The organism is Thermomonas flagellata, from assembly GCF_022419185.1.
In the GTDB taxonomy this organism is placed as follows: Bacteria; Pseudomonadota; Gammaproteobacteria; order Xanthomonadales; family Xanthomonadaceae; genus Thermomonas; species Thermomonas flagellata.
Genome location: NZ_JAJOZK010000002.1, coordinates 256,579 through 276,922 on the forward strand (window position 1 = coordinate 256,579; position 20,344 = coordinate 276,922).

Genomic DNA, 20,344 nt, shown 5'->3' on the forward strand with positions numbered 1-20,344 from the left:
GCGTGGTGCTGGCCGCCAACCCGCCTACAATCCGCCGCATGCGGGTGGGGACCCTGGACATCGACGATGCCGAACTGGTCGAGCGCTTCGTGCGCGCGTCCGGCCCCGGCGGGCAGCACGTCAACAAGGTCGCCACCGCGGTCGAACTGCGCTTCGACGTCGCCGGCTCGCCGTCCTTGCCGGACGCCGTGCGCGTGCGCCTGCTCGCGCGCCGCGACCGCCGGGTGACCGCGGACGGCGTGCTGGTGATCGCCGCGCAGCGCTTCCGCACCCAGGAGCGCAACCGCGCCGATGCGCGCGCACGCCTGGCCCACTTCATCGAAGCCGGCCTGCAGGCGCCGAGGCCGCGGATCGCCACCCGGCCCACCCGCGCTTCGAGGGAGCACCGCCTGGGCGAGAAGCGCAGCCGGGCGGCGATCAAGCAGGGCCGCGGCGGGCGGGGCTGGGAGTGAGGCCGATGCCGGAGGCCGCGCCGCCGCGGATCCCGCCGCTGCCGCCGCAGGTGCCGCGGATGCCGCGCAACCGCGTGCTGGAATGGCTCGGGCGCGCGGTGCTGCGGCTCGGCGGCTGGCGCATCGAGGGCCAGTTCCCGGACCTGCCGCGGGTGGTGGTGATCGCCGCGCCGCATTCCTCGAACTGGGACGGCATCTGGGGCTTCGCCGCCAAGCTCGCGCTCGGCATCCGCCTGACCGTGCTCGGCAAGCACACCCTGATGCAGGTGCCGCTGCTGGGCCCGCTGCTGCGCTGGCAGGGCGTGATCGGGGTCGACCGGCGCGCGCCGCACGGCGTGGTCGAGCAGGCGATCGCGCTGCTGCGCGGGCAGCCGCGGCTGTGGTACGCGATCGCGCCGGAGGGCACGCGCAAGCCGGTGGAGCGCTGGAAACCCGGGTTCTGGCGGATCGCCAAGGGGGCCGGGGTACCGGTGCTGCCGGCCTATTTCGACTACCCGCGGCGGGTGATCGGGATCGGCCCGCCGTTCACGCTGGGCGAGGACATGGCCGCCGACATCGCGCGCATCCAGCGCTGGTACCGGCCCTGGCGCGGCCGCCACCACGACGTGGTGCAGCCGCCGGACTGAGGGCGCGGGCCGCGGTGCGCGACCCGCGCCGCCGCGCTCAGTCGAGCCGGCCGCCGCCGAACTTGTAGGTGAACTCGAGGAAGTAGGTGCGGCCCTGGGTGTCGAACCAGGCGATGTCGTAGTACGGGTAGCTGGTGTAGGTCGGGTCCTTGGGCGGCATCGCGTCGGTCAGGTTGACCACGCTCAGCGCCAGCCGCGCGTGCTCGCCGAAGCGGTACTGCACGCTGCCGTTGTAGCGCCAGGTCGCCGGGATCCACGGGCCGGGGTCGCCGGGCTCCCACACCTTGTCGTACGACCAGCCGTTGGGCAGGCGCCCGAGGCGGTTGCCGGTGAGCGAGACCGTCCACGCCTCGCGGTCCCACCACAGGCGCGCGCTGGCCTTGGTGCGCGGGATGTCGTAGCCGCTGTTGACGGCGAACTGGTCGATCACCGGCTCGTCCGGATACACCCGGATCTCGTGCCGGCGCACCCAGGTGTAGCTGCCGCTGAAGCCGAAGCGGCCCCAGCCGGTGTCCCACTTCAGGTTGGCGCTGGCGTCCACGCCGCTGGTGCGCTCGCGGGCGATGTTGATCGGGTTGACGTACACGCTGTAGATGCGCCCGGTGGGGGTGCGCACGATCCGCGCGAAGGTGTCGCGGCAGATCGCCGAGGCCGGGTCCAGCTGGCCGGTGCGGCAGCGCCATTCGTTCTGCATCACCTCGTTCGCGCGCAGGTCCTCGACCTGGTTGCGCATGTCGATGTCGAACCAGTCCAGCGAGACGTCGACCGCCGCCGACGGCGACCACACCAGCCCGGCGGTCCAGGAGGTGCTGGTCTCGGCGTTCAGGGCGCGGTTGCCGGCGCGGCCGCGGATGATGCCCTGGTCGTTGTAGCTGCAGTCCTCGATCGGCACGCCCGGCTCCTCGCTGGCGCAGCGGTAATAGTCGATCACCGTGGTCTCGTCGTTGCCGGGGCCGGCGAACACATAGTGCAGGTCGGGCGCGCGGAACGCGGTGCCGTAGGAGCCGCGCACCAGCAGGCTGCGCAGCGGGCGCCACTCGATCCCGCCGCTCCAGGTGGCCTTGCCGAGGCTGCGCCCGGCGAAGCGGTACTGGTCGTAGCGGCCGGCCAGGCTGAGGTTGAGCGAGGCCAGCACCGGCATGCGCAGCTCGCTGGCCAGCGCCCAGCGGTCGCGGCTGCCCTTGCCGTCGGAATCCTTCCAGCTGTAGTAGTAGTACTGCAGCGCCAGCGGGTCGGGCTTGAGGTCGTAGCGCTGGTGCCCGAGCTCGGCGGTGGCGGCGAAGCCCGCGCTGCCGCCGGGCAGCGCGAACAGCTCGCCCTGGGTCAGGGTCAGGGCCAGGGTCTGGGTCGCCGATTCGGGGTGGTAGGTGGTGGTGGCGGCGATGCTGTCGTACTCGGCGCGGGTGAGCGGGGTGTACAGCCGCGCCGGATCGGCGTCGTAGATCGGCAGGCCGTCGCCGTCGTAGCCGAGCAGCGGACCGAGGAACAGCGCGTTGGCCTTGGCCGCCACGATCTGCGGCCAGCGGATGCGGGCCTTGTACTGCGAGTGGCTGAACGACAGCTCCCAGTCCCAGTCGCGGGCAAAGGTGCCGCGCAGGCCGGTGGTGGCGCCGAAGGTGTTCTGCACCGTGCGCACCATGCCGTTGCCGAGGCCGCCCATCTCCTCCAGGGTGAACACCCGCTGCCAGTACTCCACCTGGTCGGTGGCCTGGTTGTAGAAATAGCCCTCCTCGTTGCCGTCGGCCTGCATCAGCGACCACGAGCGCGGGCTGCGGAACAGTGCCACCGAGTGCCGGCCCAGCTGCAGGTCGGCGAACCAGCGGGTGCCGCCGGCGAAGTCGTAGTGCAGCGAGGCGTAGGTGTTGATCCCGTCGCGCTTGCTCAGCATGGTGCGGTAGGCGACCGAGGCCGGGCTGCCGCAGTAGTAGCCGTAGCCGCGCCGGCGGCTGTACTGCATGGTGCCCTGGTTGAGGTAGGCCAGCGCATCGCAGGTGGCCTGGCCGGGGTCGATGTAGTCGTCGTAGTAGTCGGTGATCAGGAAGTTGCGCGGCGGGTAGCCGTAGCGCGCCGGGTTGGGCGCGTCCAGGCTGGAATCCTGCTGCTTGCGCTGGAAGCCCCACAGCGGTTCCTGGCGGCGGTATTCCAGCCCGGCGATCAGGTCGAAGCCGCCGCGGCTGAAGCCGCCGGACAGGTTGAGCACGTTCGAGATCGCATCGTTGCGCGCGGTCGCGCCGATCCGGTAGCTCAGGGTGGTGCCGTCGGCGCGCTGCTTGAGGATGAAGTTGACCACCCCGGAGATCGCGTCGGAGCCGTAGATCGCCGAGGCGCTGCCGGTCAGGATTTCGATGCGGTCGATCATGCCCAGCGGGATGCCGGAGACGTCGGTGAAGTTGCTGCGGCCCTGGAACGGCAGCGGGAAGTCGGCGATCCGGCGGCCGTTGACCAGCACCAGCGTGTGGTTGGGGCCGAGCCCGCGCAGGTCCACCTGCTGCGCGCCGGGCGAGAAGTCGGCGCCGCCCGCGGACTGCTGGCTCTGGGTCTCGCCGCCGTTCTGGGTCAGCGCGCGCAGCACCTCCGGCACCGTGGTGTAGCCGGCGGCCTGGATGTCCTGCGCGGTCATCACCGTGATCGGCGCCGGCCCTTCCACCTCGCTGCGCGGGATGCGCGAGCCGGTCACCTGCACGGTCTGCAGCTCGGTCACCGGGGCGGCCGGTTCGGCCGCGGCCGCCGGCGGGCGGGACGCGGCCGGGCGCGCCGGCGGCGCGGCCTGCGGCACGATCAGCACCGCCCCGGAGGCGTCCGTGCGCGCGGCGAAGCCGCTGCCGGCCAGCACCCGCGCCAGCCCGTCGCCGGGGCTGAGCGCGCCGCGCACGCCATTGCTGCGCGCGCCCCGGAGCTGGTCGGCGCGGTACACCAGCTGGGTGCCGGACTGACGGGCGTAGGCGTCCAGCGCGGCGGCGAGGTCGCCGGCCGGGATGTCGAAGCGGACGATCGGGCTTTGCGCCTGCGCGGCGAGCGCGGCCGAACAGGCCAGCGCCAGCAGCACGGCGCGCAACGGGCGGTGCGACGGCATGCGTGGGTTCCCCGGCGCGCCCGACGGGGCGCGTTCCTGTGCTGGTGACGAACCAGCCGCGCGCATCCCCCAAGCGCAGCGCCGGCGCGCGGCCTCAGCGCGGGTAGAGCAGGATGCGCTCGCCCTGGCGCTCGGCGCGCACCGGCCAGCCGGCCTCCAACAGGCGCACGAAGCCGGCCTGGTTGTCGCGCCGGAAGCGCCCGCCGATGCGCAGCGTGGCCAGCGCGGGATCGGCCAGCACCAGCGGCTGCGGCGCGTAGCGGTTGAACTCGGCCACCGCTTCCGCCAGCGGGGTGTCGGCGAACACCAGCCAGCCCTGCTGCCAGTCGAGCAGGCGCGCGGCCGCGTCCGCCGGCAGGCTGCGCAGCAGCACTCGTCCGGCCTCGACCTCGGCCACGCTGCCGGCCGGCAGCAGGGTCGAGGGCTGCGCTGGGTCGGCCGCCTGCAGGCGCACGCGGCCTTCGGTCACCACCACCCGCAGGGTGCCCGGCAGGTCGTGGCGGACCGCGAAGCGGGTCCCGACCGCGGTGACCGCATAGCCACCGGCGCTGACCACGAACGGACGCGCCGGATCCTTGGCGACCGCGAACAGCGCCTCGCCGCGCTCGAGGGTGACCGCGCGGCGATCCGGCGCATAGCGCACCGCGATCCGGCTGGCGCCGGCCAGGGTCGCCTGCGAGCCGTCGGCCAGGGCGTGGGTGGCGACCTCGCCGCGCGCGCTGGCGTACACCACCGGCGCAGGCGGCCGCGGCGCGGGCGCCTGCGGCTGCAGCAGCAGGAGCAGGAGCGCCGCCACCCCCAGCAGGCCCGCGGCCAGGGCGCGCCACGCGCGGCGCTCCCCCCGCCCGGCGGGCGATGCGGACGGTGGCCGCATGGCGACCGCGGCCAGCAGTTGGGCGCGCCGGTCCGCCGGCGGTGCCGCCCACTGCCCGCGCGCCGGCACCCCCTTGCCGCGCCAGCCGGCGCCCAGCGCTTGCAGCCGATCGCTGGCCTGCCAGGCGTCCTGCAGGCGCAGGAAGGCGACCCGGTGGCGCGCATCCTGTGCCAGCCATGCCTCCAGCGCGGCGGCATCGGCATCCGCCCATGCGCCGGCGTCGCGGCGCGCCAGCCACGCCGCGGCCGCAGCCTCGATCCGCGCGGCCGCGCCGGTGTCAGTCGGAGGACTGGCCATTCCGATGTTCCGCGCCGGAGCGCGCCTCCGCGACGGCGGCATCCACCGCGCCCTCGCCGCCGAACAGGGCGTCGGCGAGCAGGCGCATGCCGCGGGCGATGTGGTTCTCCACGGTCTTCTCGCTGATCCCCAGGCGTTCGGCCACGTCCTTCTGCGACAGTTGCTCGACCCGCCGCAGCCACACCACCTCGCGGCAGCGGTCGGGCAGGGCGTCGAAGGCGCGCGCCAGCCGCTGCAGGGCCTGGCGGCCGCCGCACCAGCGGTCGGGCGCGCACTCGTCGATCAGGACGAACGACGGGTCGAGATCACCCAGCGGCTCGATCGAGACCACCCGCGCCCGCCGCAGGCGGTCGGTGAGCAGGTGGCGGGCGCAGGTGAACAGGAACGCGCGCGGCTGCGCCGGGCGCTGGCGCGCCGCGGCCTCGTACACCCGCGCATAGGCCTCCTGGCACAGGTCGCGGGCGTCCTCGCGCCCGGGCAGGTGGCGCTGCAGGTAGCGCAGCAGCGCCGCCTCGTGCACCAGCACCTGCTCCACGAACCAGCGGTCGAGCCCCTCGGACATGCCCGCACCATAGCCGAGCCGGCATGGCTGGGGGAAATCGGGCCACACTTCGTCCCAAGCCAGAGGCAAGCGACGCGAGGGGACGCGATGGGCTGGATCCGGGGCATGGCATGGGGGCTGGCGGCGCTGCTGGCGTGGGCGCCGGCGCGCGCGGCGGACGTGGACCACTACCTGCTCGGCGATCCGGCCGCGCCGACCCCGGGCGCGGTCAGTCCCGGCCTGCTGCTGATGGGCGGCGGCGACCGCAACCTGGATGCGCTGCGCTGGTTCATGGCCAAGGCCGGGCACGGCCACATCGTGATCCTGCGCGCCTCGCAGGGCGGGCAGATCGGCGAGGAGTTCTACCGCCAGGTCGGCGGGATCGCCTCGGCGGAGACCTTCGTGTTCAAGGACCGCGCCGGGGCCTCCGACCCGCGCGTGCTGCGCGCGCTGGCGCGCGCCGACGGCATCTTCATCGCCGGCGGCGACCAGTCGCGCTACGTGCGCTTCTGGCGCGACACCCCGCTGGCGGCGGCGCTGGAGGCGCACGTGCGCGCCGGCAAGCCGCTCGGCGGCACCAGCGCCGGGCTGGCCATGCTCGGCGAATACCTATACGGCGCGATGGACGGCGGCAGCCAGATCGCGCCGCGCGCGCTGCTCGATCCGCTCGGCGACGGCAACACCATCGAGACCGACTTCCTGCGCCTGCCGCTGCTGCAGGGGGTGATCACCGATACCCACTTTTCCGAGCGCGGGCGGCTTGGGCGGCTAGTCGCGTTCCTGGCCAAGGCCGAGCAGCTCGCGGGGCGGCCGCTGGTCGGGCTGGGCGTGGACGAGGATGCCGCGGTCGCGGTCGAGGGCGACGGCCGCGCGCGGGTCTATGCCGCCGCGCCGGGCGCCGGCGCGACCGTGATCCGCGGCCGCCTGCTGCCGGCGCAGGAGGACGGCAAGCCGATGCAGCTGGCGCCGTTCACCGTCACCGTCGCCGGGATCGGCTCCACCCTGTGGCTGCCGGAGGGGCGGGTCGAGCAGCCGCTGCGGCAGGACCGCTACGCCGTGCGCGACGGCGTGCTGGTGCGGCTGGACGCGCCGCTGCTGGTGATCCACGGCGGCGCCGGGGTCGAGCCGGGCGATCTCAGCGCGGAGGAGGAGGCCGCGGCGCGGCGCGCGCTGGAGGCCGCCCTGCGCGCCGGGCATGCGCGCCTGCAGGGCGGCGGCGGCGCATTGGACGCGGTCACCGCCGCGATCACCGTGCTCGAGGACGCGCCGCAATTCAACGCCGGCCGCGGCGCGGTGTTCACCCACGACGGCCGCAACGAACTGGACGCGGCGATCATGGACGGCGCCACCGGCCTGGCCGGCGCCGCCGCCGGGCTGCACCGGGTCAAGAACCCGATCCTGCTGGCGCGCGCGATCCTGCAGCACTCGCAGCACGTGATGCTGATCGGCGCGGGCGCCGAGCGCTTCGCCCGCGAGCACGGCATCGCCCTGGTCGATCCGGCCTACTTCCGCACCGAGAAGCGCTGGCGCGCGCTGCAGAAGGCGCGGCAGGAGGAGCGCGCGGCGGCCGCGCGCAAGGCGGTGCTGGTGCTGCCGGGCAAGGCCTACTTTGGCACCGTCGGTGCGCTGGCGCAGGACGCGGCGGGGCACCTGGCGGCCGGCACCTCGACCGGCGGGATGACCAACAAGCGCTACGGGCGGGTCGGCGACACCCCGATCATCGGCGCCGGCACCTGGGCCGACGCGCGCTGCGCGGTCTCCGGCACCGGCTGGGGCGAGTACTACATCCGCAGCGCCGCCGCGCACGAGATCTGCGCGCGCGTGCGCCTGGCCGGGCAGCCGCTGGCGCAGGCAGCGGAGGGCGTAATCGACCGCGACATCCCCAGGGCCGGCGGCGACGGTGGCGCGATCGCGCTCGGCGCGGACGGCAGCGTGGCGTTCCCGTTCAACACCCCGGGCATGTACCGCGGCTGGATCGGCGCCGACGGCGTGCCGCACGTGGCGATCTACCGCGACGACCCGCTGCCGCTGCCGCGCTGAACGGGCGGCCCACGGCGGGCCTCAGCGTTCGGAGTGGCCGCTCTCGTCGTAGCCGCGCGGGGCCAGCGCCTGCGGCTGGATCAGGGCGACGAACGCGCGCGCCTGCGGCGAGAGCACCTTGCCGCGGCGCAGCACCACGCCGTAGCTGCGCGCCGGGAACCAGCGCGCCAGCGAACGCGCGGCCAGCCGCTGGCGGTCGGCCTCGGTCAGGCAGATCGCGGTGACGATGCTGATCCCCAGCCCCATCGCCACGTACTGCTTGATCACCTCCCAGCCGCCGACCTCCAGCGCCACCGTGTACGGCACCCGGTTCTGCTGGAACACCAGGTCCACCAGCCGGTAGGTGGTCAGGCGCTTGGGCGGCAGGATCAGCCCGTACGGCGAGAGGTCCTCCAGCGCCAGTTCCGGCTTGGCCGCCAGCGGATGGTCGGGTGGGGTGATCAGCATCGGCTCGTAGCGTCGCGCCGGGGCGTAGGCGAGGTCGGCCGGGACGTCCAGCATGGAGCCGACCGCCAGGTCCACCGCGTCGCTGCGCAGCAGGTCCAGCCCGCTGGCGCCGGTGACGTTGTGCAGGCTCAGGCGCACGTCCGGGTGCTGGCGCCGGAACGCCTCCACGATCGGCGGCAGCAGGTACAGGATGGTCGAGCTGCCGGCGGCCACGTGCAGCTCGCCGGCATCCAGCCCGCGCACCTGCTCGCGGAAGCGGCTGGCCAGGGTGTCCAGCCCCTCCACCAGCGGGCGCGCCATCGCGTACAGCAGCTCGCCCTCGCGGGTCGGCGTCAGCCGGCGCCCGCTGCGCTCGAGCAGGCGCACCCCGAGCTCGCGCTCCAGCGCCTGCAGCTGCAGGGTGACCGCCGGCTGGCTCAGGAACAGGGCCTCGGCGGCGCGGCTGACCGAGCCCAGCCGCGCCACCTGGCAGAACGCGCGCAGCGGCTTCAGGCGCGAGCCTTTGTAGGAAAACCGCGGGGGGCTGGCGTCGGTGCCGGACATGGTTGCGATGATTATTTTTAAATCAAATATCTGGCATTGATAAATCTCGGTTGTCAAATACCACACGCAGGCGGATGGTGACAGTCCCGTGTCACTACCCCGCCTGCGATGTCCGCCGTCCTGCATGCCCCTGCCGCCCAGCCCAAGCCCGACCCCGCGCCGGCCCCCGTCGAGGTGCTGGCGGCCGCCGTCCCCGGCCAGGACGCCCTGCTGACCCCGGCCGCCTTGGCCTTCCTCGTCGACCTGCACCGCCGCTTCGAGGGCGAGCGCCAGGCGCGGCTGGCCGCCCGCCGCGCGCGCCAGCAGGCCTTCGATGCCGGCGCGCTGCCGGACTTCCGCGCCGACACCGCCGCCCTGCGCGCTGGCGACTGGACGGTGGCCCCGGCCCCGGCCGCGCTGCGCGACCGCCGGGTGGAGATCACCGGGCCGGTGGACCCGAAGATGGTGATCAACGCGCTGAACTCCGGCGCCAACTGCTACATGGCCGACTTCGAGGACTCCACCGCGCCGACCTGGGGCAACCTCGTCGCCGGCCAGCAGGCGCTGCGCGCGGCGGTCGCCGGCACCCTCGCGTTCACCGCGGACAACGGCAAGCACTACGCGCTCAAGCCCGCGGCGGAGCAGGCGGTGCTGATCGTGCGCCCGCGCGGCTGGCACCTGGACGAGAAGCACGTGCGGGTGGACGGCGCGCGCCTGGCCGGGGCGCTGTTCGACGCCGGGCTGTTCTGCTTCCACAACGCGCAGGCGTTGGCCGCGCGCGACCGCGGGCCCTACCTGTACCTGCCCAAGCTGGAGGCGATGGAGGAGGCCGCGCTGTGGGAGGCGGTGCTGGCCCACGTCGAGGACGCGCTCGGGCTGGCGCGCGGGCAGATCCGGGTCACCGTACTGATCGAGACGTTGCCGGCCGCATTCGAGATGGACGAGATCCTGCACGCGCTGAAGGGCCGCGTGGTCGGCCTCAACTGCGGGCGCTGGGACTACATCTTCTCCTACATCAAGACCCTGCGCCGGCACCGTGACCGGGTGCTGCCCGAGCGCAGCCAGGTGACGATGGTGCAGCCGTTCCTGCGCGCGTATTCGGAGCTGCTGATCCAGACCTGTCACCGCCGCGGCGCGCACGCGATGGGCGGGATGGCCGCGCAGATCCCGATCGCGCACGATCCGCAGGCGAACGCCGAGGCGCTGGCGCGGGTGCGCGCGGACAAGCTGCGCGAGGTCAGCGCTGGCCACGATGGCACTTGGGTGGCGCACCCGGCGCTGGTGCCGCTGGCGCGCGAGGTGTTCGACGCGCGCATGCCCGGCCCCAACCAGCTGCACGTCGCCCGCGCGGACGTGCACGTGGAGGCCGCCGATCTGCTGCAGCCGTGCCGCGGCACCATCACCCGCGCCGGCTTCGACGGCAACGTCGAGGTCTGCGTGCGCTACCTCGCGGCCTGGCTGGACGGCAACGGCTGCGTGCCGATCCACCACCTGATGGAGGACGCCGCCACCGCCGAGATCGCGCGCGCGCAGCTGTGGCAATGGCTGCACCACGCGGACGGCGGCGGCGAGCCGCTGGCGCTGGACGACGGCACCCCGGTCGATTTTGCCCTGTTCGAGCGCGCCCTGATCGCGCTGCCCAGCCGCCTGCGCGCCATCCCGGGGCTGCCCGGCGCGAGCCGGGTGGCGGAGGCGATCGGGATCCTCGACCGCCTCACCCACGCCGACGAACTCGCCCCGTTCCTGACCCTGCCGGCCTACGAACGGCTGGACTGAACCCACCCGCCCCACTCACCGACACACCACGAGGTCACCATGAAGCACGCCTGCCTGCCGACCGCCGAGCAACTGAAGCTGGACTGGGCCAACAACCCGCGCTGGGCCGGGATCACCCGCACCTATTCCGCCGAGGACGTGGTGCGCCTGCGCGGCACCGTGCACGTGGAGCACTCGCTGGCGCGGCTCGGCGCGGAGAAGCTGTGGAAGTCGCTGCACACCGAGGATTTCGTCAATGCGCTCGGCGCGCTCACCGGCAACCAGGCCATGCAGCAGGTCAAGGCCGGGCTGAAGGCGATCTACCTGTCCGGCTGGCAGGTCGCGGCGGATGCCAACCTCGCCGGCGAGATGTACCCCGACCAGTCGCTGTACCCGGCCAACTCGGTGCCGGCGGTGGTCAAGCGCATCAACAACACCCTGCTGCGCGCCGACCAGCTGCACCATGCCGAGGGCGACGATTCGATCGACTTCCTGCAGCCGATCGTGGCCGACGCCGAGGCCGGCTTCGGCGGCGTGCTCAACGCGTTCGAGCTGATGAAGGCGATGATCGAGGCCGGCGCCGCCGGCGTGCACTTCGAGGACCAGCTGGCCAGCGTCAAGAAGTGCGGGCACATGGGCGGCAAGGTGCTGGTGCCGACCCGCGAGGCGATCGAGAAGCTGACCGCCGCGCGCCTGGCCGCCGACGTGATGGGGGTGCCGACCCTGATCATCGCCCGCACCGACGCCGAGGCCGCCGACCTGCTGACCTCCGACATCGACGAGAACGACCAGCCGTTCTGCACCGGCGAGCGCACCGTGGAGGGCTTCTTCAAGACCCGCAAGGGCCTGGAGCAGGCGATCAGCCGCGGCCTGGCCTACGCGCCGTACGCCGACCTGGTCTGGTGCGAGACCGGCAAGCCGGACCTCGCGTTCGCGCGCAAGTTCGCCGAGGCCATCCACCGCAAGTTCCCGGGCAAGCTGCTGGCCTACAACTGCTCGCCCTCGTTCAACTGGAAGAAGCACCTGGACGACGCCACCATCGCCAAGTTCCAGCGCGAGCTGGGCGCGATGGGCTACAAGTTCCAGTTCATCACCCTGGCCGGCTTCCACGCGCTCAACTACGGCATGTTCGAGCTCGCGCACGGCTATGCACGCCGGCAGATGAGCGCGTTCGTCGAACTGCAGGAGAAGGAGTTCGCCGCCGCCGACCGCGGCTTCACCGCGGTCAAGCACCAGCGCGAGGTCGGCACCGGCTACTTCGACGCGGTCACCCAGACCATCCAGGGCCAGCACAGCGCGACCGTGGCCCTGCGCGGCAGCACCGAGGAGGAACAGTTCCACGGCGAGCGGGTGGCGGCCTGAGCGGTCGGCACCGCCGGGGCGAGGGCGGGCTCAGGCGGCCGTGCGCGCGCGCCCGCGGTCCAGGTTGCGGTAGCCGATGGCTTCGCTGAGGTGGGCGGTGGCGATGGCCTCGCTGCCGGCGAGGTCGGCGATGGTGCGGGCCACGCGCAGGATGCGGTGCAGCGAGCGCGCGGAGAGCTGCAGGGCTTCCACGGCGCGCTCGAGCAGGGCGGCGTCGCGCGGGGCGAGCCGGCAATGCGCGTCGGTGCCGGCGCGGTCGAGCGCGGCGTTCATGCAGCCCGCGCGCGCGAGCTGGCGCGCACGCGCGGCGACCACGCGCGCACGCACGGCGGCGCTGGATTCCCCCGGCGGGCCGTCGCCGCGCAGCTGCGCCGGCGGCACCCGCGGCACCTCCACGTGCAGGTCGATCCGCTCCAGCAGCGGGCCGGAGATGCGCGCGCGGTAGCGGCGGATGGCCTCGTCGTGACACAGGCAGCGGCCGGAGGGGTCGCCGGCCCAGCCGCAGGGGCAGGGGTTCATCGCCGCGACCAGCTGGAAGCGCGCCGGGAACTCGCACTGGCGCGCCGCGCGCGAGATGTGCACGCGCCCGGATTCGAGCGGCTCGCGCAGCACTTCCAGCGCGTGCCGGCTCCACTCCGGCAGCTCGTCGAGGAACAGCACGCCGTGGTGGGCGAGCGAGATTTCGCCCGGCCGCGGGTCGGCGCCGCCGCCGACCAGCGCCACCGCGCTGGCGGTGTGGTGCGGCGCGCGGAACGGACGCTGGCGCCAGCGCGCCAGATCCAGCCCGCGCCCGCTGGCCGAGGCGATGCTGGCGGCTTCCAGCGCCTCGGTCTCGTCCGGTTCCGGCAGGAGGCCCGGCAGCCGCGAGGCCAGCAGGGTCTTGCCGCTGCCGGGCGGGCCGACCAGCAGCAGGTGGTGGCCGCCGGCGGCGGCGATCTCCAGCGCGCGCCGTGCCTGCGCCTGTCCGCGCACGTCGGCCAGGTCCGGCAGCGCCGCGGCGGCCGGTTCGGCGGGCGGGACGGCCCGCGCCAGCGTGCGCCGGCCTTCCAGCGCGGCGCAGGCTTCCAGCAGGGAGCGCGCCGGATGCACCGCGCACTGGCGCGCGAGCGCGGCCTCCGCGGCGTTGCCGGGGGCGACCAGCAGGCGCCGCCCGGCCTCGCCCGCGGCGAGCGCCGCGGCCAGCACGCCGTCCACCGCGCGCAGCTCCCCGGTCAGCGCCAGCTCGGCGATGCACTCCCAGCCCTGCAGCGCCTCCACCGGCAGCTGGCCGCTGGCGGCGAGGATGCCCAGCGCGATCGCGAGGTCGTAGCGCCCGCCGTCCTTCGGCAGGTCCGCCGGCGCGAGGTTGACCGTGATCCGGCGCGCCGGGAACTCGAACTGCGCGCACTGGATGGCGGCGCGCACCCGGTCCTTGGCCTCGCGCACGGCGGCCTCGGGCAGGCCGACGATCGACATCGCCGGCAGCCCGCCGGCCAGGTGCACTTCGACCCGGACTTCCGGCGCGCGCACGCCCACCCGTGCACGCGCGTGCACGACCGCAAGGCCCATGGCGGCGGCCCTCAGTGCTGCGGCGGGGTCGGGGCGTCGCCGCCTGCGGCGAGGGCGTCGAGCTGGCGTTCCAGCGCCTCCAGCTTCTCGCGGGTGCGCGCCAGCACCAGGCGCTGCACCTCGAATTCCTCGCGGGTCACCAGATCGAGGCGGGCCAGTCCCGCCTGCAGCACGGCCTTGAAGTTCTGCTGCAATTCCTCGCGGGTGTCGCGCAGGCCCGGCGGCACCAGGGCGCTGAGGCGGCGGGCGAGGTCATCCAGTTGCGCGAGGTCGATCATCGGGACGGGGCTCATGGCAGCGGGATCCGGCGTGGCGGGTGTGCGGCCAGCCTGCACCGGGCGTAGGCCGCCTGCCGTCGGCGCGCGGCCCGGCGGCGGGTCGGGGAACCGCCCGCCGCGCGGCCAGTATGCACCGCCGCGGCGCGCTATGCTCGGCGCCGGCGCGCGCGGCGCGCGCAGGCAGGCATCGGAGGACGCGGATGAAGATGGTGATGGCGGTCATCAAGCCGTTCCGGCTGGACGACGTGCGCGAGGCGCTGGCGGAGGTCGGGGTGACCGGCATCACCGCCACCGAGGTCAAGGGGTTCGGCCGCCAGAAGGGGCACACCGAGCTCTACCGCGGTGCCGAGTACGTGGTCGACTTCCTGCCCAAGATCAAGCTCGAGGTGGCGGTGACCGACGACCAGGTGGAGGCGGTCACCGATGCGATCATGCGCGCGGCCGGCACCGGCAAGATCGGCGACGGCAAGATCTTCGTGTGGGACCTGGAGCGGGTGGTGCGCATCCGCACCGGCGAACTGGACGCCGACGCGCTCTGAGCCGGCGCGCGCCGCAGCGCGGCGCTCAGCGCTCGCAGCGGTCGCGCCCGCGCTGCTTGGCGCGGTAGAGCGCGGCGTCGGCGCGGTCGAGCAGGACGGCCAGGCTCTCGCCGCGCTCCCACTGCGCGATGCCGATGCTGACCCGCACCTGCAGCTGCGGATCGACCGCGGGCAGGCGCAGCGCGCGGGTCGCCTGCAGCAGGCGCGCGGCGACCGCGGCGGCGGCCTCGGCGTCGGTCTGCGCGCACAGCACGCAGAACTCCTCGCCGCCGGTGCGGGCCAGCAGGTCGCTGCCGCGCAGCTGCGCCTGCCAGGCCGCGGCGCAGGCGCGCAGCACCGCATCCCCGGCGGCATGCCCGTAGCGGTCGTTGACCGCCTTGAAGTGGTCCAGGTCCAGCAATAGCGCCGACAGCGGCCACTGTTCGCGGCGCGCCGCGGCCAGCCAGCGCGCCGCGGTCGCTTCCAGAGCGGCGCGGTTGGCCACCCCGGTCAGGGGGTCCTGCAGGGCCAGCCGCGCCAGCGCGCGCGAGCGTGCGCGCTGGCGCCAGGCGAGCGCGGCCAGCAGCGCCAGCAGCAGGCCGGCGGAGACCAGCGCCAGCGCCTGCCAGCGGCGCACCCGCCGCGCCGCGTCCAGCTCGGCCTGGCGCAGGGCGGCCTCCGCGCGCAGGCGCTGGTTCTCCAGGTCGCGGCGGTGGATCTCGTTCTCCTGCTCGAGCAGGCGGCTCTGCTCCAGCCGCATGCGCGCCTGCAGCGCCGCCTGCAGCTCCATGTAGCGCTGGTAGTCGGCCAGCGCCTGCGGCAGCCGGCCCAGGGCCTGCGCACTGGCCGCGCGCGCACGGTACAGCAGCGCCTGGTAGCGCAGGTTGCCGTCGCGTTCGATCAGCGGCTGCGCGCGCCGGTAGCGCTCGAGCGCCTGGGCGTGCCGCCCCTCGCGGGCGAGCGCCTGGCCTTCCAGCAGCAACAGCAGGGCATCGGATTCGTCGTCGCGGTCGGCGTGGAAGCCGGCCGCGGCCGCGCGCAGGCTGGCCTGCGCGCCGGCGGTGTCGCCCTGCGCCAGCTGCGCCTCGGCCAGGCCGAGGCGGGCGGCGTTGGCGGAATAGCGGTTCTGCAGCGGCGCCGCCGCGGCCAGCGCGGCGCGGAACTCGCGCGCCGCGCGGTCGGCGTGCCCGGACTCGACGGCGAGATAGCCGAGCTGGATGCGCACCGTCGCGATGCCCTCGGCATCGCCGCGCTGCGCCCGCAGCGCCAGCAGCGGCTGCAGCAGGCGCGCGGCCTGGTCCCAGTCGCCGATCCGGCGGTAGCTGGCCGCCAGCTGCAGCTGCAGCGATTCGACCTCGCCGGGGATGCCGGCGCGCCGGTAGGCGGCGCGCGCGCGCTGGAAGTCGAGCAGGGCGCGCGCCTGCTCGCCCAGGTCCGACAGCAGGCTGCCGCGCAGTTCCAGCGCCTCCGCCTGCAGGCGCGGGAAGCGGCCGTCGTCCAGGCGTGCGATCGCGCGCGTAAGCAGCGGCAGCGCGCGCACGCTGCCACGGGTGCGGCCGAGGTAGACCGCCTGGCACAGCAGCGCGCGGGCCTCCGACTCGTGGTCGCGCATCGCGCGCGCCAGCGCCACCGCCTGTTCGGAATAGGCCAGCCTGGCCTGCGCGTCCTGCCAGCGCAGGCTGCCGCAGTCGTAGGCGCGCAGGCGCGCCTCGCGCGCGCGGTCGCCGGGCGGCAGCTGCACGCGCAGGCGCTGCAGCTCGGCCTCGTAGGCGTCACTGGACAGGTTCAGCGACGCCGGGGCCTGTAAGCGCGCGAGGGTGGCGTCGAACGCCTGCGCGCGGGTCGCGGCGGGCGGATCGGCGCGGGCCGGCGCGGCGGGTAGCGTCAGCCACAGCGCGCACGCCAGCGCGGCGGCCCCTGCCACACGCCGCCGCCGACCGCCGCACGCTGGCTGCCTGCCCTGCACCTGCGCCGCTCCCCCGCGCCGGCCGCGCCGGCGTCTTCGCAGAGCATACGCCGCGCCGGCGGCGCGGCGGCGGTCAGCCGCCGAGGGCCTCCGCCACGAACGGCGGCAGCGCCTGCGCGCCCTTGTGCACGTCGGCGCTGTAGTAGCGGGTGGGGAAGGGCTTGGCGCGGGCATCGGCCTCGCGGAAGGCGAAGCTGGCGTTCGCGGCCTTCTTCGCCATCGTGCAGCTCCACCAGCCGGTGGGGTAGCAGGGCTGCGGGAACGGCAGGGTCTGGAAGCTCCCGAAGCCGGCCTTGCCCATCTCCGCGCGCAGCGCCTGGATCAGGTCCAGCAGCGCCAGCGGCGACTCGCTCTGCTGGACCAGGATGCCATCGTCCTTCAGCGCGCGGTGGCAGCTCTCGAAGAACGCCCGGTTGAACAGCCCCTCGGCGGGGCCGACCGGATCGGTGGAGTCCACGATCACGATGTCCACGCTGGCCGGCGCGCAGTGGGCCATGTAGGCGATGCCGTCGTCCCACAGCAGCTCGGCGCGTGGATCACCGTTGGACTCGCACAGCTCGGGGAAGTACTTCTCCGCCATGCGCGTGACCTGCTCGTCGATGTCGCACTGTACGGCCTGCTCCACGCCCGGGTGGCGCAGCACCTCGCGCAGGGTGCCGCAGTCGCCGCCGCCGATGATCACCACCCGCCTGGGATCGGGATGGGTGAACAGCGCCGGGTGCGCCATCATCTCGTGGTAGAGGAAGTTGTCGCGGCTGGTCAGCATCATCGCGCCGTCGATCAGCATGACGTTGCCCCAGTCGCTGGAGCGGTAGATCTCGATGTGCTGGAACGGCGAGCGCACCTCGTCGAGCTTGGCCTCGACCCGGAAGCCGATCGCCGAGCCGGTCTTGTCGAAGCATTCGTGCAGCCAGCGGGCGTCGGGCATGGGCATCGGTTCCGGGGAAGGGGGCCGGATTGTAGCGGAGCGGCGATGGCGGCCACGACCGCGCCGCGGGCAGGCCCTACAATGCGCCTCCCCCACGCCGCAGGCGCCGCCGCCATGTCCTCCTGGTCGCCCGACCACGCCCGCAAGACCTATTCGATCCCGCACTGGGCGGACGGCTATTTCGACGTCGATCCGGCCGGCCGCATCGCGGTGCGCCCGCGCGGCGCGGACGGCCCGCAGGTGGCGCTGCCGGAAGTGGTGGACGCGGCGATGAAGTCCGGCGCCAAGCTGCCGCTGCTGGTGCGCTTCCCGGACATCCTGGTGGACCGCCTGCGCCGGCTGCAGGCCGCGTTCGCGCAGGCGCAGCAGGACTGGGACTACGCCGGCGGCTACACCGCGGTGTACCCGATCAAGGTCAACCAGCACGCCGGCGTGGCCGGCACCCTGGCCGCGCAGCAGGGCGAGGGCTTCGGCCTGGAGGCCGGCAGCAAGCCGGAGCTGATGGCGGTGCTGGCGCTCTCGCGCCCGGGCGGGATGGTGGTGTGCAACGGCTACAAGGACCGCGAGTACATCCGCCTGGCGCTGATCGGGCGCAAGCTGGGGCTGGCCACCTTCATCGTGATCGAGAAGCCCTCCGAGCTGCGCCTGGTGCTGGAGGAGGCCGCCGCGCTCGGGGTCCAGCCCGCGCTCGGCGTGCGCATGCGGCTGGCCTCGCTGGGGGCCGGCAAGTGGCAGAACAGCGGCGGCGACAAGGCCAAGTTCGGGCTGACCCCGCGCCAGCTGCTGGACACCTGGAAGCACCTGCGCGACGCCGGCCTCGGCGACTGCCTGCAGCTGCTGCACTTTCACATGGGCAGCCAGATCAGCAACGTGCGCGACATCGCCAACGGCATGCGCGAGGCCACCCGCTACTTCGTCGAGCTCTCGCGCCTGGGCGCGCCGATCCGCTACATGGACGTCGGCGGCGGCCTCGGCATCGACTACGAGGGCACCCGCTCGCGCTCCTACAATTCGGTCAACTACAACCTCGCGCACTACGCCTCCAGCATCGTGCAGCCGCTGGCCGAGGCCTGCGCCGCGCACGCGCTGGCGCCGCCGCGGATCGTGACCGAATGCGGGCGCGCGATGACCGCGCACCACGCGGTGCTGGTGGCCAACGTCAGCGAGGTCGAGCGCGCGCCGGAGGGACGGGTGCCGCCGCACAACCCCGACGAGTCGCACCCGGTGCGCCAGCTGCGCGAGCTGCACGCCGAGCTCGGCCAGCGCCCGCCGACCGAGATCTTCCACGACGCCGCGCAGGCCCATAGCGAGGGCCAGGCCCTGTTCGCGCTCGGCCAGATCGACCTGGTCCAGCGCGCGCGCATCGACGACCTGTTCTACGCCATCGCGCACGCGGTCAAGGCGCGCCTGCGCTACGACGAGAAGAGCCACCGCGACCTGCTGGACGAGCTCAACCAGCGGCTGGTGGACAAGTACTTCGTCAACTTCAGCGTGTTCGAGTCGGTGCCGGACGTGTGGGCGATCGACCAGGTGTTCCCGATCGCGCCGATCGAGCGCCTGGACGAGGCCCCGACCCGGCGCGGGGTGATCGCCGACCTCACCTGCGACTCCGACGGCCGGATCGACACCTACGTCGAGAACGAGGACCTCGACAGCGCGCTGCCGCTGCACGCCCTGCGCCCCGGCGAGCGCTACCGCATCGGCTTCTTCCTGGTCGGCGCCTACCAGGAGATCCTGGGCGACATCCACAACCTGTTCGGCGACACCGACGCGATCGAGGTGCGCCTGGACGGCGACGGCTACCGGCTGGCGCAGCAGCGCCGCGGCGACACCACCGACGTGATGCTCGACTACGTCGGCTACAAGCTCGACGACCTGCGCCGCCGCTACCGCGCCCTGGTCGGCGCCGCCGACCTCAGCAAGCCCGAGGCCGAGCGCCTGAACGAAGCCCTCGAGCGCGGCCTGACCGCCTACACCTACCTCAGCGACGAACCGCTGGCCTGACCACCGGGGCCGCGCGCGGCCCCGGCGCCGGGTCAGCCCTCGCGCGCGACCTGGAACCCGGCGAACGACTGGGTGGTGGGCATCAGCTCGAGCCGGTTGATGTTGACGTGCGCGGGCAGGTGCGCGATCCAGTGCACCGCCTCGGCGATGTCGTCGGCGCGGAGCGGATGCGCGCCGGCGTACAGGCGGTCGGAGGCGGCCTGGTCGCCATGGGTGCGCACGAGGGTGAACTCGGTCTCGGCCATGCCCGGCTCGATGCTGGTCACGCGCACGCCGGTGCCGTGCAGGTCGGAGCGCAACCCGAGCGAAAACTGACTGACGAAGGCCTTGGTGCCGCCGTATACGTTGCCGCCGGGGTAGGGGTAGTGGCCGGCGACCGAGCTGATGTTCACGATCGCGCCGCGGCGGCGGATCATGGTCGGCAGCAGGGCGTGGGTGAGGGTCGCCAGCGCGGTGACGTTGGTCGCGATCATGGTCGTCCAGTCCGCCAGTTGGGCCTCCTGCGCGGGCCGGGTCCCGAGCGCGAGGCCGGCGTTGTTCACCAGCAGGTCGATGTCGCGGAAGCCGGCCGGCAGCGCTTCGAGCGCGGCGCGCTGCGCGTCGGCGTCGCGGATGTCGAAGCAGGCCGGGTGCAGGCGCTCGCCCAGTTCTGTTTGCAGCGCGTCGAGGCGTTCGCGGCGGCGGCCGGTGGCGATGACCTGCCAGCCGGCGGCATGCAGGCGGCGGGCGATGGCGAGGCCGAAGCCGGCGGTGGCGCCGGTGACCAGGGCGGTGCGCGGGGCGGGGGTGTCCATCGCGCGATTGTAGGCAAGGCAGCGCCCGCGGCGGAGCGCAGCACAGGCGGATCGCCGCGGTGCGCCCAGGCCCCGGGCGAACGGCGGCGGGGCGCGGGCGGCTCCGGTGCGGTCGCCGCGTCGGGGCGGCGGCGTGCGTGCGCCGTGCTGCAGGGTTGCGGCAGTGCTTGCGCAGCATCGCCTCGGCCAGCAGCACGTCGGCGGACAGCAGGCCGGCCGCGCGGGCGATCGCGATCTTGGCCTGCACCCGGTTGTGGTCGGGGTCGGCCAGCATTCGCGGATGGCCTCGCGCACCGCTGCCTCGGCATGGCGCCGCAGG

At 74.1% G+C, this 20,344-nt stretch carries 16 protein-coding genes and 1 pseudogene; 8 read left to right on the forward strand and 9 right to left on the reverse strand.

The genetic code is table 11. The features are described 5' to 3' along the window. Positions 1-8: 8 nt before the first annotated feature. Together arfB and ML340_RS03390 are read left to right on the forward strand one after the other, a co-directional pair. Positions 9-452, forward strand: a complete 444-nt coding sequence (gene arfB, locus ML340_RS03385) for an alternative ribosome rescue aminoacyl-tRNA hydrolase ArfB (protein ID WP_425608272.1) — start codon at positions 9-11, stop codon at positions 450-452. 5 nt (positions 453-457) lie between these two features. After that, positions 458-1,078, forward strand: coding sequence for a lysophospholipid acyltransferase family protein (locus ML340_RS03390; protein ID WP_240096644.1), 621 nt, complete (start codon positions 458-460; stop codon positions 1,076-1,078). 37 nt (positions 1,079-1,115) lie between these two features. Here ML340_RS03390 and ML340_RS03395 read toward each other — a convergent pair whose 3' ends face one another. From ML340_RS03395 to ML340_RS03405, 3 genes are all read right to left on the reverse strand, one after another. Then, on the reverse strand, positions 1,116-4,151 hold the full coding sequence (locus ML340_RS03395; protein WP_240096646.1) for a TonB-dependent receptor: 3,036 nt from the start codon (positions 4,149-4,151) through the stop codon (positions 1,116-1,118). A gap of 94 nt (positions 4,152-4,245) precedes the next feature. After that, entirely contained in the window at positions 4,246-5,322 is a 1,077-nt protein-coding gene (locus ML340_RS03400) for a FecR family protein (RefSeq protein WP_240096648.1), read from the reverse strand. Then, positions 5,303-5,884: an RNA polymerase sigma factor gene (locus tag ML340_RS03405; protein ID WP_240096650.1), complete on the reverse strand. Its 582-nt coding sequence runs from the start codon at positions 5,882-5,884 to the stop codon at positions 5,303-5,305. Before ML340_RS03405 ends, ML340_RS03400 begins: the two co-directional genes overlap by 20 nt. Before the next feature lie 270 nt (positions 5,885-6,154). Here ML340_RS03405 and ML340_RS03410 point away from each other — a divergent pair. Continuing rightward, a pseudogene (locus ML340_RS03410) lies at positions 6,155-6,718 on the forward strand (cyanophycinase); the annotation flags it as partial. A 180-nt stretch (positions 6,719-6,898) separates the two neighbouring features. Further along, the gene (locus ML340_RS03415; protein WP_240096719.1) at positions 6,899-7,903 is read left to right on the forward strand and encodes an isoaspartyl peptidase/L-asparaginase family protein; all 1,005 of its coding nucleotides are present in this window, start codon (positions 6,899-6,901) and stop codon (positions 7,901-7,903) included. A 21-nt stretch (positions 7,904-7,924) separates the two neighbouring features. On the opposite strand, the gene ML340_RS03420 is transcribed toward ML340_RS03415, so the two are convergent. After that, entirely contained in the window at positions 7,925-8,893 is a 969-nt protein-coding gene (locus ML340_RS03420; protein ID WP_240096652.1) for a LysR family transcriptional regulator, read from the reverse strand. Between the two features lie 120 nt (positions 8,894-9,013). Between ML340_RS03420 and aceB the strand changes: the two genes are divergently transcribed. Together aceB and aceA are read left to right on the forward strand one after the other, a co-directional pair. Then, positions 9,014-10,648 carry a malate synthase A gene (gene aceB / locus ML340_RS03425; protein ID WP_425608273.1) on the forward strand — a complete coding sequence of 545 codons (1,635 nt, stop codon included), beginning with the start codon at positions 9,014-9,016 and terminating at the stop codon, positions 10,646-10,648. A 39-nt stretch (positions 10,649-10,687) separates the two neighbouring features. After that, entirely contained in the window at positions 10,688-11,989 is a 1,302-nt protein-coding gene (gene aceA, locus ML340_RS03430) for an isocitrate lyase (protein ID WP_240096656.1), read from the forward strand. Positions 11,990-12,019: 30 nt separating this feature from the next. On the opposite strand, the gene ML340_RS03435 is transcribed toward aceA, so the two are convergent. Next, positions 12,020-13,537, reverse strand: coding sequence for a YifB family Mg chelatase-like AAA ATPase (locus tag ML340_RS03435; protein WP_240096658.1), 1,518 nt, complete (start codon positions 13,535-13,537; stop codon positions 12,020-12,022). Positions 13,538-13,548: 11 nt separating this feature from the next. Next, complete coding sequence (gene ubiK / locus ML340_RS03440; RefSeq protein WP_240096720.1) at positions 13,549-13,815, reverse strand: ubiquinone biosynthesis accessory factor UbiK; 267 nt, start codon at positions 13,813-13,815, stop codon at positions 13,549-13,551. 200 nt (positions 13,816-14,015) lie between these two features. Here ubiK and ML340_RS03445 point away from each other — a divergent pair, with 200 nt between their 5' ends. Then, the gene (locus tag ML340_RS03445) at positions 14,016-14,354 is read left to right on the forward strand and encodes a P-II family nitrogen regulator (RefSeq protein ID WP_240096660.1); all 339 of its coding nucleotides are present in this window, start codon (positions 14,016-14,018) and stop codon (positions 14,352-14,354) included. A 25-nt stretch (positions 14,355-14,379) separates the two neighbouring features. On the opposite strand, the gene ML340_RS11965 is transcribed toward ML340_RS03445, so the two are convergent. Both ML340_RS11965 and speE read right to left on the reverse strand, forming a co-directional pair. Beyond that, positions 14,380-16,257 (reverse strand): GGDEF domain-containing protein, encoded by a 1,878-nt coding sequence (locus tag ML340_RS11965; RefSeq protein WP_240096662.1) that lies wholly within the window; start codon positions 16,255-16,257, stop codon positions 14,380-14,382. Positions 16,258-16,372: 115 nt separating this feature from the next. Continuing rightward, positions 16,373-17,227, reverse strand: coding sequence for a polyamine aminopropyltransferase (gene speE / locus ML340_RS03455; RefSeq protein WP_240096663.1), 855 nt, complete (start codon positions 17,225-17,227; stop codon positions 16,373-16,375). Positions 17,228-17,341: 114 nt separating this feature from the next. Here speE and speA point away from each other — a divergent pair, with 114 nt between their 5' ends. Then, positions 17,342-19,231: an arginine decarboxylase gene (speA, locus tag ML340_RS03460; protein ID WP_240096665.1), complete on the forward strand. Its 1,890-nt coding sequence runs from the start codon at positions 17,342-17,344 to the stop codon at positions 19,229-19,231. 32 nt (positions 19,232-19,263) lie between these two features. On the opposite strand, the gene ML340_RS03465 is transcribed toward speA, so the two are convergent. Next, positions 19,264-20,025 (reverse strand): SDR family NAD(P)-dependent oxidoreductase, encoded by a 762-nt coding sequence (locus ML340_RS03465; RefSeq protein WP_240096667.1) that lies wholly within the window; start codon positions 20,023-20,025, stop codon positions 19,264-19,266. Positions 20,026-20,344 lie beyond the last annotated feature (319 nt).